At 49.9% G+C, this 13748-nt stretch carries 7 protein-coding genes; 1 reads left to right on the top strand and 6 read right to left on the bottom strand.

All coding sequences use genetic code 11. The annotated features are described in order from the left end of the window. Positions 1–51: 51 nt before the first annotated feature. Positions 52–1014 (bottom strand): tetratricopeptide repeat protein, encoded by a 963-nt coding sequence (locus tag AC5E51_RS01895; protein WP_301377453.1) that lies wholly within the window; start codon positions 1012–1014, stop codon positions 52–54. Beyond that, positions 1014–4181 carry an eCIS core domain-containing protein gene (locus AC5E51_RS01890; protein WP_491778023.1) on the bottom strand — a complete coding sequence of 1056 codons (3168 nt, stop codon included), beginning with the start codon at positions 4179–4181 and terminating at the stop codon, positions 1014–1016. Before AC5E51_RS01890 ends, AC5E51_RS01895 begins: the two co-directional genes overlap by 1 nt. Positions 4182–4226: 45 nt before the next feature. Here AC5E51_RS01890 and AC5E51_RS01885 point away from each other — a divergent pair, with 45 nt between their 5' ends. After that, complete coding sequence (locus AC5E51_RS01885) at positions 4227–4370, top strand: hypothetical protein (RefSeq protein WP_491778022.1); 144 nt, start codon at positions 4227–4229, stop codon at positions 4368–4370. Positions 4371–4657: 287 nt separating this feature from the next. Here the strand turns inward: AC5E51_RS01885 and AC5E51_RS01880 are convergent, their stop codons facing one another. The 4 genes from AC5E51_RS01880 to AC5E51_RS01865 are packed head-to-tail and all read right to left on the bottom strand — an operon-like array spanning position 4658 to position 13745. After that, a complete protein-coding gene (locus AC5E51_RS01880; RefSeq protein ID WP_491778021.1) occupies positions 4658–6580 on the bottom strand; it encodes an ATP-binding protein in 1923 nt (640 codons plus the stop codon). Further along, positions 6573–8315 carry a hypothetical protein gene (locus AC5E51_RS01875; protein WP_491778020.1) on the bottom strand — a complete coding sequence of 581 codons (1743 nt, stop codon included), beginning with the start codon at positions 8313–8315 and terminating at the stop codon, positions 6573–6575. Before AC5E51_RS01875 ends, AC5E51_RS01880 begins: the two co-directional genes overlap by 8 nt. Before the next feature lie 2 nt (positions 8316–8317). Further along, a complete protein-coding gene (locus tag AC5E51_RS01870) occupies positions 8318–11968 on the bottom strand; it encodes a hypothetical protein (protein ID WP_490364120.1) in 3651 nt (1216 codons plus the stop codon). A gap of 10 nt (positions 11969–11978) precedes the next feature. Further along, a complete protein-coding gene (locus tag AC5E51_RS01865) occupies positions 11979–13745 on the bottom strand; it encodes a hypothetical protein (RefSeq protein ID WP_490364119.1) in 1767 nt (588 codons plus the stop codon). Positions 13746–13748: the final 3 nt, after the last annotated feature.

Raw genomic sequence — 13748 nt, 5'->3', positions numbered from 1 at the left:
AATACTGATATTGAGCCGTTTTATTCGTGGTGAGCGTATGAAACTGCGCACTTAGTGCACAGTTTCTGTCAGTCTGGCCGCACGAATCGCGTAATCGTTATCCTCCTGAGCCAGGGCGTTCAATACTTCTACCGACTCTTCCGTGAAACCTTCCCTTCGTAACAAAAGGCCATGGTAATAACGGCATCGTGGGCTTTGTTTTGATGCCTCCGTCAGCCTGTTGAGTAAATCACGAGCTTCTGAATCAAGGTATTCGGAGATATACAGAACGGCCAGTTCGAGTATCGCACTCTGGTCATCTGGTGTTTGCCCGAGAATGATCTGGAAATGCTCGATGGCCGCTCCCTTATCGCCTTGAGTCAGTGTAGCCAGCGCCAGATGGCGCCGTGCATTGGTATCCGAGGAATTCAGTGCGAGTGCCCTCTGTAGTGCTTCTTTTGCATCACCAATATTGTTCATCATAAAGCTGGTGATGCCGGCCTGGGCCCACGCCTCTGAATTCGACGGATTCAACTCCAGCGCTTTCTGGTACTGGGAGAGAGCGTCTTTGAATCGTCTCTGAGCGGCCTGGGTAATGCCAAGGCGAACATAGAAGCTACTTTCTTCGGGTGCAATACCAATAGCTCTCTGGGCGGCGTATTCAGCGGTAGTGAAATCTGCAGCCAGCACCCGGAAGCGGGCGAGGGCATCCCAGGCAATAGCATTCTCAGGGTTCTTCTGAACAGCAGTCTCAATGTGTGTCATACCGGTATTGGTGTCGCCTGTTGCGATCAGAACCTGGCCGATATTACAGTGCGCCATGGACGAATCCGGGTCGAGTGAAAGTGCCGAACGAAGATGAATGAGTGCGGGTTGCCACTGTTGTTGCTGTGCAAGCGCAAAACCCAGATTGTTATGAGCGTTGGCATTGTCCGGGTCTATATCGACCGCGGCCCGGAAGTGGTTTTCCGCTGCAGTAACGTTACCTTGTGAAAGCGCTAAAACGCCTTGTTGTAGATGGTCAGCAAGGGTCATTAGGTAATCCTCGAAATCAGACCCTTAAGCAGGTCGTTGGTACTAATATCTGGTATCTCAAATTCGATGTCATCGGTGGATATATCGAACGGCTCGCCTTCTTTGTAATGTACTGGGAGTTTTATGCCAAAGCGATAATCAGAGCCGAATGTATAAGAGGCGAATTCAAAGCGGTCATCGTAGACGCTCCACCCGAAGACCTTCACACTGACGTAACCGCCGATATCAAAGGTAAAGCTAGGTTGAGCATAAACTTCGAGATCGGCTGTCAGGTCCAAGCCGGTAGCGGGCGTCCAGTCAATGTGCACACCTGCCGTAGCCGCGCCTGATATGCCTAACGTTCCACCGATATCTAAGCCACCCGTCGCGCTCGCACCTGTAATACCCAGGCCGATGCCAGCTCTGACCGATAAGCGTAACCCTGCATCGGCAGGTACTTTGAGGTGAGCATCGCCGGTGACTTTCGTGTCTTGTTCCCGGGCCGGGTTGTATTCGATGCCAATCTTGAGCTCGTCAATAACGCCCGGTCCGATACCGGCAATGGCGGAAAGGCCACCGCCAACTTCTGCGACAATGCCTGGAATAATAGGTACCTGAACTGCAACCTGAAAAATCGTTTTATTGATCTCTTTTCGGGCGAAAATTTCCAGCTCATCCGGAATACCAATTTCACCTGAGACGGTTACCTCACCGTTAGGGTCAAATTTTACTCCGGCGGTTCCTTGTAGCCATGGTGCAATCTGTATCGTGGCTGACCCCGAGCCGTACACCAATAGTTCGCCGCCGGGCAGTGGGTCACCGCTGGGCTTGCCGTCTTCACCGACAGCCCGGTTACTCACACCTACAGTAACGTCTCCGGAGAGCATGCCTCGCTCGAAGCCACCGCTGAACTCCGCAACAAATCCACCGTCTTCGTAGCCGACAGTCAGTTCTGAATCAATTCCCGGGATATCAGGCTGCGCCGTACCTTCGCCACTGACTTTCCAGTTTTCGTCCTGCTTACGTAGCCTCAGGTTCACTTTTCCTGATCGGATACCCGGGCTTTTTGCTATCTGAACTTCGCCAGAAATATCCAGCCCTTCTTCCTCTGAGTAATTGAGCTCTAACGTACCTTGTTCAATTGCAGGAAGGGCAGGCTTTACTTCACCTGTCGCTGAGAAGGTGCCATCGTCATAGCTGGCTTTAACATTTGCACTTTTAATATCTTTTATTTTGTCAGGCTTGTCGATTCCTATTTCACCTTCACCGCCAAGCTTGCCTTCGCGGTACCACATTTTTATTGAGGCTCTGTCGAAAAGGTCAGAATCGAAGTCGAATCCACCCTCTAAGCCCAATCCTCCAGATGACCCAATTTCTCCTTCAAGATAGCCCGCCCCAAGGGCATCGACAGTAAAGTCAAGGCGGCCGCTTGCAGCAAACCCTCTAGAGCCTGCTGAAATTGTAAGGTCACAGCTCTCCATCTCTATCGGCTTAGGTAGGTTTATTTCGCTGACATTGAAGGTTTTGGATAGGGTGAAGTCATTCCCAGAAATTTCGTAGCCAATATCCGCTTCACCAATTATAGGGAGTGTGGGAAGTATTTGGCCTTTAATAACTAAACCAGTATCGGGTATGAGATCGACGCTATCCAGTGTGAGTGGGCTAAAGCCTGTCGCCTCCAGAGAATCTGAAGACTCAGAGGGTGTTGCACCTTCCGATTTATTTTCTCTGCGGAGCTTCATTATCTGGCTCCAGCGCTCCATCGGAAGATAACCTACCTGATCAGAGCCGTTCAGGCTCATAACGTCTATGGTTTTATCTGAAGAAAACTTTTTCAGTTTGGTATTACTGTCCGGAACATTGACAGACAGTGTTGCGATTTTCGATGCATCACCTGTTTCGAAGTTTACATTGGTAATACTGAAGGGCTTGAATAATTTATTCTTCCACCCGGAAGTATTAGTCTTATGAACCTCATTCTTATAACCGCCACTGGGGCTATTAAATATCCATATATGATTTTCTTTGACGTCCATTTGATCAACAGTCAGGTACTGTATCTCGTTGGCATCGATTAACGATTGGAGGTGATCGCCACCTTTCACTTGCTCGCGGGTCCAGCGATCTTTATCGTCTATTGACAGGCTCCCTCCAGCTGTTGTTGAGTTGAATTTAACACTCAGCTTGCCGAGAAGAGAATTTGTACTCCATTTTGAGAATTCTTTATTTCGGTATTTCTCTGTATTGTTTTCTTTAAATGTATCTACCTGAGACCGGACTGCATTCTTTACTTCATGCATCTTATCCGTATTTTTACTATCAATAAGAAGTTGGAAGTTATCCAGACCATCCAGATCCTCTCTCATCTGAAATTTCTTTCCAGATTCTGACGCCGACCCAACTTGTTCCTCGACAATATGATCAACATCGTAGGAGGTAAGCCTGTCTCCTCTCTTTGGTTTAACACTCTTTCCATCTTTGTCCCAGCTAGGAACAGATAGCTCTCTCGCAACTTCATCAAGATTTCCCATCGCAAATCTTGGACTCTTTCCTTTGATTTGCTGATGAGGTGAGGGCACCTTAAATATATATTGTTGCGGAGAGGAGCTGGCGACGTTAGGGTGTGAACTCAGTACCGACTGAAGTTTGCTGATACTTCCGGTCTTTTCAATGTCATTCTTCCATGTCTGCTGTTGTTTTGTTGTTCGGTTATCTTGTGAAAAAGCACGATGCCTGATCAGAGGCACCTTGCTCTGGTAGAAAGCTGCGTGGGGTGAAGGTACAGTAATGTTATCAAAAACGATTACACCACTACCTTTTGTGTAGGTTCCAGCTCCTCCGTCTGCTTTTGCTTTACGACTAACTTTTCCGTTCTGCTGAACGACATGCGTTAACTCATGAGCGAGTAACTCCTGACCACGTTCACTATCTGGATTAAACTCACCTGTAGCAAAGTAGATGTCATTCCCAATAGCAAACGCCCGAGCATTCAACTCTTTGCAAAGCTCGTCAGACTGCATGTCCGTATGAATGACAACCCGCGAGAAATCTTTGCCAAACTGCTGCTCCATTTTCTGACGGATCTGGTCGGGTAGGGGAGATCCGTTGCCACGTGACTGGGCGATGCGGGCTTCCACCTCATCCATCTTTTCATCGTCAGCTTTCTGTTCGTCGAGCTCTTTTCTCATTAACTTGGCTTGAACGGGTTCTTCTTCTGTCCGCTGCAACCTGGTTTGGGCGGCCTTCTCTTCTTCCTGCCGGTACAGCTTTGCCTGAGCGAGTTCATCTATGTTCCGGAAGAGTTTTGGCTGAGCCGCTTCTTCCTCTTCTTCACGATGTACTTTTGTCTGCGCTTCTTCTTCCTCTTCCCGGAATAATTTTGCCTGTACGTCGTCTTCTTCTGTTCGGCTGACGGAAGGCGTAGAGGAGCTTACGCTTCTGGCCGCAACGGCAGGCTCGTCGTTGCCTCGTTGAAGGTTCTGCTTCACATCGGCTGCAACTTTGTCAGCTTCTTTTTCCTGGCTGTCTGCCGGGTCGCTGACAGCCATTTTTTTCTGGATCTTCTTTTTAAGGTATTCGGGCTTACTGGCTTTCTTTCTCGCAGGTTTCTTATTTGCGAGTTCAGTAGCTTTGTTTCCCTTCTTGCTGAGCGACTTTGATTCCATTACATCACTCCATGACTTTGTAGTGCCGCGGGCAAGGACTTACCTAGCTTCTGGTATTCGCGGGATATCGCCTTGATGATCGCCGTTTTACTGAGTACTTCAGAATCCGGGCTGTTCGCGGCGGCACTGAGAACGGCGTTGCGAATCTGCCCACCAGACAAATCACAATGGCTGGCCAGAGCTTTCAGGAAATCGTCATCAGGGCTGCGTTGCCCCATGTGACTGCCCCACAGAGCCAGCCGCTCATTAAAGCCCGGCTGTGGAAAATCGATAATGATTTCAAGGCGGCGGTTGAATGCGGGGTCGATACGATCCCTGTGGTTCGATGTCAGTATGACAACCCCAGGGTGAGTCTCAATGCGGGAAAGCAGGTAGTTAGTGAGATTATTGGCGAAGCGTTCATTGCTGCTACGGGCGTCAGTACGGTTGCCAAATACAGATTCAGCTTCATCGAACAGTAGTATGGTATCGGTGGCCGCGGCGTAGTCGAGCAGTCGACCAAGGTTTTTCTCACTTTCCCCAATGTATTTATTGATGACAGAACCGAGGTCTACACGAAACAGTGGGGCACCTATCTGGCTCGCAATATAACTGGCTGCCAGTGTTTTCCCGGTTCCACTGGCTCCCACAAAGAGAGCGCGCAATCCCGGGTTCTGGTTGGCGGTCAGAGTATCTCCGAGTTTCCGGTATAGAGATTCTCGCTGAAGCGCGCGGGCAATAAGATCATCCAGATGTTCATTGATCAGTGTTGGAAATATTACTGCCTCTTTCGGAATATCCTTCGTCACGGCTTGCGCAAGCTGGGTGAGCCCGGGGGCGATATTCAAAGAGCGCCACGTACGAATTTCTTGCTCCTGATTTACCCCTGATGAGCCCTCAGGTGGGGTAATTTGCTCTCCGATGTTTTTAATCATTGGGCCACTGAGCAAAGCAGAGCCTGCCAGCTTTTCGGCTAAGCGCTGGTCTTCAACATGTTTATTCCAAAGCTTTTGGCGCAGTGTCGAATCTGGCATAGGTAACGCGTAGTTGTAGCAGCTGTTTGCAATCACACAGCTGTGCATGCCCGTTATTACGATGGCAGGCGTTTGATATCCTGAACTGACAAGCTTGTAGTTTTCACCCGGTACATCAGGCAGTGTGATGACTGGAAGCCAGCCGGCGACTGCTGCTGCGAGCCGCAGCTGCGGCTCCTCTTGCCACTTCTGGAAGGGAATACGCATAGCGCGGTAGCCCGAGAGCAGTCCCAGTTCAGCAGCCAGTATTGATCGGCCACTGTGCTCCTGTCCGCGTAGAATCAGAAAGTCGCTAGAAGTAAGTTTTTTGCACAAATCAGGCAAAAATCTTCGCGTTGCAGCAGGGAGTAACTCTCGCTCATGAGAGTCGAGTTCCTGGACGCCTTGCCAGCGATTGTGCTTGCTCTTGAGGATCGACCAGAGTGGAACAGAGATAGCCAGCCCCTGAAGGCTGAGCGGACCATGGCCTGATACGGTTATCACGGACTCATTAAACAGAGGTGTGTTGAGGAGGTCGAGAACATCCCAGTCTGTCGTATCCGGAAACAGAAACTGAACCATATCAAGCACCAGGTGTACACTCAGCCGGGCCTGATCGGAAGGCTGTTGCAATTCATTGATGGCAAAGGCAATTCTGGGCTGCGTCTCCATCATGCCGGTAATAAACAGAACGAAGGCTTCGGCGGGAGATAAATTAAGGGTTTGGATCAGACGCGAGGTTCGCCCGTTAAGATTCTTCCACTGCTGTTCAAGGTCACGAGTCAGTGTCTGAAAGTGAACGCCTGACGGCAGCTGAGCAGTAGCTTCCTGGGATAGCGATTCTGTATAGAACACCAAGCCAGCTTCCGCCCATTGCTGAAGCGGATTGAAACAGTCTGCCTGGGGCTTTATTACAGCGAGATCATTCATGCTGCCCTCTCTTAACAGGCGTAGGTCGAAAGCCATGCTCGAATTGGAACTGGACGGTATATCCAAACCATGGAAGCCAGCCAGGGTTAATGTCCAGGCCGTGTAGCCGGGCGTTAATATTCGCTTCAGACAGATCAGCACGTACGACAATGCGGTCCTGAGAAATACCAATGTCGGAAGGAAGCGACAGCAATTCGGTATTCCATAAATGGCGTGGATACAGAGTCTCTGAAACTTGCCGTAGCTCACAGATCAGTTCTGGGCTTAAACAAGTTGTGTTGATAGGGCTTGTACCGGCTTTTGTGCGCGCTGGATGTGTGCGGTGAATTATGTAGTCATATAAAGGATCATTTTTTAGTACTGAGTTGTCGTCGAAAGTCTCTACCGCGCCTGATAGCCAGGTCCATACGCAAGGAACACTTCGCCAATGTTTACGGATGACTGCCTGTACTGGTTGGCGATTTAAGAAGTTAAGCAGGTAGAGTATTCCACCGAATTGGCTGCCAAAGCTCGTATCGGCATCCTGATCTTTATTGAAGCTACTAAGAGGGTCTGAAACAGGTGTAACTTCCGTGTCATCTTTTACTGAACGATTCGCCTGTTTTATTAATGATTCTCTACCTGATAATTTACTGCTAGAAGAGATATGTAGAGATATGGACTCGTCGGCGATCGTCGTGTCTTTGTCGGCGGATTTATCCGAGCCATGGTCTGTAGTCATGGTCGATTTTTCTGAATCTACTACTGGCTGTCGGTATTTATTTTCGTGCTCTCCCGAAAAGTCTGACTGCGGTTGATGGCTCTTGCTCGTATGCTCCTGATTTTCAGGTCGTTCAACCGATATACCCGTATCAGAAACAGATCTATTGAGTTTTTCTGCGACCAAAGATAACACCTCTTCTGTTTGATTATGTAGTGGAAGAGGTAGGTGTTCCTGAGAAACCAAAAAGGCGACAAGCGCCAGGTGTGCTCGTGATACGGTATTGGCCAATGCCGTTTGCCAGATACGAAAGTGATGTTCGGGGATTTGATTTAATGAGTATCCCTTATCGAAGGTAAAATCATCCGAGTCTGTATCCGATATTCGATTCGTTGATGCGGACACTGGATCATTTGATTTTTCCAGCTGGCGAAAACTGATTTCTTCCTGCTTGTTACGGATAGCATGACTGCCACGCCCCGTTGCTGTAAGGCTATTTAAGTAACTTGCATTCAGAGGGTATCCCGAGTGAGAGCTCAACTGTATGAGTAGTTCGCCAGCTTCTCTTTCTGACAACGCTTCCATAATTACTGCAGCTTTGTTTTGTTTTGCCAGCAATGTTAGCGCAGAGCTCATGGTCGGAATATGCTCTGATAATATGCTCATTACAGGACTATGCGTAGAGCGAAGGACGGTTTCATTCCATTTTCGCCAATACCAGTGATGACCCAGCTCGCCTTTTGCGGCATCCATCAGTAACTGAGCAAGCATTTGATGAGTATTGGGAAAAATACGCACATTATCGCCAGGTTGCTCACGGATCTGGCGCAGTGTTTCTTCACGAAGAGAATGAGCGATCTCGTCGGCTGATCCCGTAGCGGTAATCTTCCTGATGAATATGATCCTCTCATCATCCGTAGACGGCCAGTCAGCTGTTGATACGTCTCTTTCGATCTTCGAATGCAAAGCTTCCGGGGCTTTAATAGTCAACGCCCGTATGTGAGTCGTCTCTGCTCCCTGATAATCAAACATCATGCTCAGCGAACCCGGCCAATGACGGTGATGTTGTCTTCAAAGTCGATGTCTTCCCGCAGAACCTTGGTAATTTTTACTCGGGTACTGGATTCATCGTGCTCTTCAATGGTCAGTTCAGCTGCAACTTCCTGTTCTCTATTGAGTAATTGCAGCGTCTTACCTATGCGCACAATCTGGTTAAGGCTGACGCTGAAGCGCTCGCCGTAAGCGATACGGCGTGGTGGGCTGAAGATACTGCCTTTCACTATTTCCTGTGGGTTACCGAGTGAGGCATAGATGACTGCCGCACGGACCATGTCCCGCATGGCCTGGCGACTGTCACTGTCTGCATTTTCGCCAAGCTGTTTAAACCACCACTCAATCAGCTCTGCTAATGTGCGAGTGGTGTTGAAGTCAAGTTCCTCTGCTTTTTTAAGCCCGGGCCAGCGACTGATCGCTTCAACGGGTAAGCGGTTGTCCTCTGCGAGTTGTCCCCAGCCTAGCCGGATTGACCCCGGCAGTGACCCAAGTACTTTCTGAAGGCAAAGCTGGCACTGCTCCAGCTTTTCCTGGAGCGTGCGGCTCGCTCTTCTGAGTATCCGATGACTGTGGTTATTGAGATCTTCCAGCGAAAGTACTTCAGCTACTTTATGGGCTGGAACAAAATCAGTCATTTGAAGTGGAAGTGACGCCCAACGTTGAACTCTTTTCTTGCTATTCGCTGCCAGCTCGACGAAAGAGGGGCTGTCTTCAATAGACCTCATGGCAGCATTCGCATAAGCGGTTGCGACTTTTGCTTTCAGAACCGGCAACTCAGGGTACGCCTTAGTCATCCTTACTTGTCTTAGCTGTGCGAGATAGTCGATATTCGGTTGGGTATTAAGACGTGCAGCGAAAGGCGATATTGCGCGCCAGTGTCCTGCAGGAATTTCCAGTGTTGCCTGCCAGAAGGGAAGAAGGGCCTCAGCAAGGTCGGCATCGTCGTCAGCCGAACAGCCGGGAACAAGATCTTCAGCATTATCACGGCGTAACGGCAATGGGTCTGCTAATGGTCTGCTGATTTCAACCTGCCGTACCCGAACGTAGTAAAGTCCTTCAACCTGAGTGGTGAGGATGTGCGCGCGCTCCCTATATTCTTCGTATACGCGCTGCCAGTCTTCATTAATCAGTTGCTGAGCAACGGTATAATCACCGAGTGCCTCATCGGCAATACTGTCGAGGTGGCGAAGAGTCTGGCGGGTACGTACAATTTCAGCTTTACGTTTTTCTTGCGTCGCAATCAGTTCTTTCTGAGTTCTTAACAGGGCCTGAAGCGCCTGTTCGCTGCCGTTATATTGATTTTCAACCACGCTGATCCAACGAGTGAGAATCTTGCCTGCGGTAAAGATTGCTTCGTATCTTCGCTGGTTGGCGATCAGATTACCGAAATGCGCTTTGGTTGGCTTACCCTCTGTAGGTAAGGTTGCGTATTCTGTATCCGTTTCAGAAGTAATCTCAGTCTCCAGATCCGACGGTGATATCAGCTCCGTACTCAGGTTGGTTAACTTGGTATGAAGATCGGTTGCATCGGGTTCTTCGAAAATATCCAGAACGGTCGTCAGGAGGTCTCGCATCCCCGAGTAGATTTTTTTGTACTCGTTAATGTCCGGGCTGATGTGATCCATGACACCAAAGCTGAATTCTTTGGCGTTAAACGCAGGCTTGCTGACGGATGCTGTAGGAATCTGCAAGCGGTCTATCCGGTCTTTATTCAGCGTCAGTTCGAACGCAGAATATTTATCGGGCTCTATTTTTGTATACGTAGTACCTTTAATTGCTTCCGTATATTGATAATTGCGGGTACCGAGTAGTTCGAGTTTTTTCTGCTCTTCGAGTGATAACATCTCTCTCTCAGCAACCCGATACTGAGTATCAGCTGTCTTCTTTGACTCTGTCGCTACCTTAACGGACGACGTCGAACTGGTCGCCACTGACGTCGCAATACTACTTGTTTCGGTCGGCAGCTTATCCGTATTCAGGCTGGCGTAAGGTAACCAGCGAGCGACCTGCATGCCTTTACCGTCGCCTGCAACGCCACCGGCCAGCGCCGCCAGCGCAACGGTTTGAGAGTCCAGTTGCTGACGTTTTAAAAGTAGAATGTCCCGCGTCGCTTCCAGCTTTTTACGCTCCTCACGTATTTTCTCTTCGGTGGTATCGAGATCTTTTTCCGTGATGGCGTACTGACCAATAAGACCGTGCTTATCCGGGCGCTCAGGTATCGGAGGCATACGTTCTTCATCAATCTCTGGCGCCCACTTATCGAAAAATTCAGGAATTTCGAACTCGGTTCTGTCGTATGGGTAAGGGGCGTTTTCGGAATCTTCCAACGCAAAGCGATTCATAGCCGCAGCGATCAGGCGGTTGAACAATGCATCAGGGAGCAGAGGTGATTTCGCGGGCTCAGGAAGATTAAGACTTTTAACGTCTTCTGCGCTCAATTCGTTGTCGTACTTCGAATCTGATTTCGGAGCGATGTAGTACAGGCTGTAGAATACTTCTTTCCAGTCGTACCAGCGCATGTAGGCTTTCTGGCAGTAGCGGTAAAGGTCTGTCTCGAGCTGTTTGTCTAGGCCTGGAATATCCAGTAGATCCGGCTTATAGACTGAGCGCTTCATGGCTAACAAGAGGCGAATACGATCTCCCGCTGGTTGCGTCAGGTCAATCACACGACGCGGAAGGTGCCTGAAGACTAATTCATCAATACCATCTGCCGCGACGGGTATGACGTCGACGCCCAGGTAAGCAGGAAGACCATGCATTTTCGGTTTTTTGCTGGCTATGTCCTCCAGCCAGGAAAGCGGTAACTGGCCCGACGCTGGTAAATAGTCCAGCTGCAGGTGCTTATCGAGAAACTTCTTCAGAGTTAATTGATGGTTCGAGCCTTCATTGCGCAGAGTGACCAGCTGACGCAATGCTGCCTGTGTCTGATTTAATAGCGTCAGGTAACCCGAAGCACTATTTGATTCGTAACGCCCGGCCTCTTCTGACACCCAAAGTAGGGTGGTTTTATTCTGATCATTAATAGCAACGAGTGCGAGCGGAACAGAATTCGGAAACTGACGTGCAAAATCAAGGTCGACGCGATCAGCACAGATCGTATTCTGTAGCCGATGAGGGTGTTCTGTTTTTATCTTTTGACTATCGATATCTAAGCGGCGCAGCCTTAGCGACGCGAGCGTGACCAGGCGTGTATCCCGTGTCGGGTCGAAAGCTGTGCGCTGGCATGGGTCGACGTTGGGTGGGTCAATATGTAATTGACTCTGGTGTAAGGTCAGATAGAAAACACCGCTGGCATCACTCACTTGTTTGCGGTCGCGATACTCTTCGACTAAATCCTGCCAGGTACAGTAGAGAGGGGATTCCAGTGTGAGGGCTGCACCCTTGGGAGTAATAGCACTGCCTGGGCTGACTGCCAGCTGGATATCATCCACTGGGCCACGCTCGCCTCGGGATCGCACGTGCAAGCCTGAAACTACACCCGGCAACTGCTGTTTTAATAAGGGTGCAAGACGAGCTTCAGCGTAGTTCTGTCGTTGGTCGAACTCGTCTTCTCCCAGATGTCGTCCCGCAAACAGATGCAGTCGTTCAAGGTCTGGGTGGCTTGCAACGGGACGGTGCAGCAGGATAGTCGTCATGATCGTCTCCTTACGCTTTTTCCAGTTTCATGGCTAACTCTTCCCACTGTTTGAGTAGAGTTTTGCTGACGCCCTGACTGGCCATGAGCTTAACGAGTAATTTTGCCGTCATCACCGGGTGACCCGTTTCATTTTCGGACAGAATTTCCTGCGCTTTTTCAATCAGGTTTTTCTGAAAGAGTGCTTTGATCGTGCGCCACAGTACCGGGTCATACCAAGGGCTGATTCTTAACAACAGAAACAGTATTTGCTGTAATGCTTGCGCTTCTTGCCCCGGTTTTTCTTCTACCCAGGTGAAGGCCTTTTTCTCGACCTCAGTTCTTGGCATGCGTAGTTCACCAATGGCACGCAGGCTCAGGAAGCGTTTTATAACGTCGTCTTCATCAACAATAACGCCACCCCGGTCGGTTGGTGAGTTGGCAATGGTGAGAATGTTATTGTCTGACGTGCTGACCGTGGTATTGCTGCTTGTCGGTTTCTTGACTGGTGGGAAATCAAACCCGTTCGCTAAAACAATACCGCTTACCTGGGTTTCGGCAGCACGTAACGGACGTCGAACATAAAGCAGGGTGTCTTCTTCGGTCGCATCAAAAATAGAGCGCCATACGGCTTCATCGGTATCCAGCTGGTGTGGCGCTGGTCGTGGGTAAATAGTCAGACGCAATGGATCAAAGGCTCTTAGCTTGCGCTCGACGATATTGGGGTCACGCTCAAGCTGAGACGCATAGCGTCCGTAGTTCTGATTGCTGAGTGGTACCAGAATCATAATATCGACCACTTCACTGGAGGTCAGATCGACTGCGGGAAGTGGCAATGATTCCTGCAGAAGGAGATCGACCTCGGCCATTCTGACCGGGGCAATATGAATCTGATAGTTATCCGGAAAGTAACTTTGAACAGCGCGCACAGGATCAATGCAGGCTTTTGGCATCGAGCCGGCTGCGGGCATCAGGCTGAAGTAGTCAGTTGCAGAGAACTCCAATGGCAAGCCGCCAGACTCGCGGTGTTCCAGCACGTCATAGAACAGATTCTCGTGTTGCCGGTACAGGTCTTGTTTCATCGAAAAAGCACTGTCATCGCGGCGATTCGGGTGGCGCAATAATTCAGAGTCGAGCCACAGCGGTGTGTCGTCGCGCACCGCTAAAATACCTAACGGCAAACTATCACCGGGAATCATATCTGCCACTAGCTTATTATCCTGAAGCGCGCGGATAAGACTGGCCCGGGTATGAAGTTCACTCTGTTGTGCCAGTGGTATCGGAAGCGGCACAAGTCCAAGCTGAACCGCTTCAGTCACTGAGGCATATTCGGCGCCGCGTTTGCTCGCCAGGTCGGTAGGGAAAACTTCCGCAAGATCCGTCGCGACTTCGACGTAATTGAGAACCACGGCGTACAGCCCGCGGTTAAAGCGGCGGTACTTGCCTTTATTCAGCTGAGATATCAGAGCGGAGTCTGTGACGTTGACGGTTAGTTGTTCATCAAGCTGAAGAATCCGCCCGTGTCGGGTCACACCATAACCGGCCTCCAGAGTAAGCAGACCGGAGTAGCGGTCGAAGCTGAGTTCGAGGCCCGAGGCAACACCTTCACCAAGCACCTTACCGGCCTCGCGGAGACGTTCATCCAGGTATATCTGATCGCGCTCAAGATCTTCAGCCGTCAGCAGGCGTCCATCGAAGTAATGCGTTCGTGTCAGACGCGAATCTATGTCAGCAATTTTTTCCATCGGGCGACTGGCGGCCAACGGATTACCCAGTGGTTGGAAGAGTATCTCAGTCATGGT

Source organism: Thalassolituus sp. (assembly GCF_984348125.1).
This window is presented reverse-complemented; position numbering and strand designations above follow the sequence as displayed.

Excerpts from the sequence above, each read along its gene's own strand:
- AC5E51_RS01895 (WP_301377453.1), bottom strand. The coding sequence starts at position 1,014 with ATGACCCTTGCTGACCATCTACAACAAGGCGTTTTAGCGCTTTCACAA.
- AC5E51_RS01890 (WP_491778023.1), bottom strand. The coding sequence starts at position 4,181 with ATGAGAAAAGAGCTCGACGAACAGAAAGCTGACGATGAAAAGATGGAT.
- AC5E51_RS01880 (WP_491778021.1), bottom strand. The coding sequence starts at position 6,580 with ATGAATGATCTCGCTGTAATAAAGCCCCAGGCAGACTGTTTCAATCCG.
- AC5E51_RS01875 (WP_491778020.1), bottom strand. The coding sequence starts at position 8,315 with ATGATGTTTGATTATCAGGGAGCAGAGACGACTCACATACGGGCGTTG.
- AC5E51_RS01870 (WP_490364120.1), bottom strand. The coding sequence starts at position 11,968 with ATGACGACTATCCTGCTGCACCGTCCCGTTGCAAGCCACCCAGACCTT.
- AC5E51_RS01865 (WP_490364119.1), bottom strand. The coding sequence starts at position 13,745 with ATGACTGAGATACTCTTCCAACCACTGGGTAATCCGTTGGCCGCCAGT.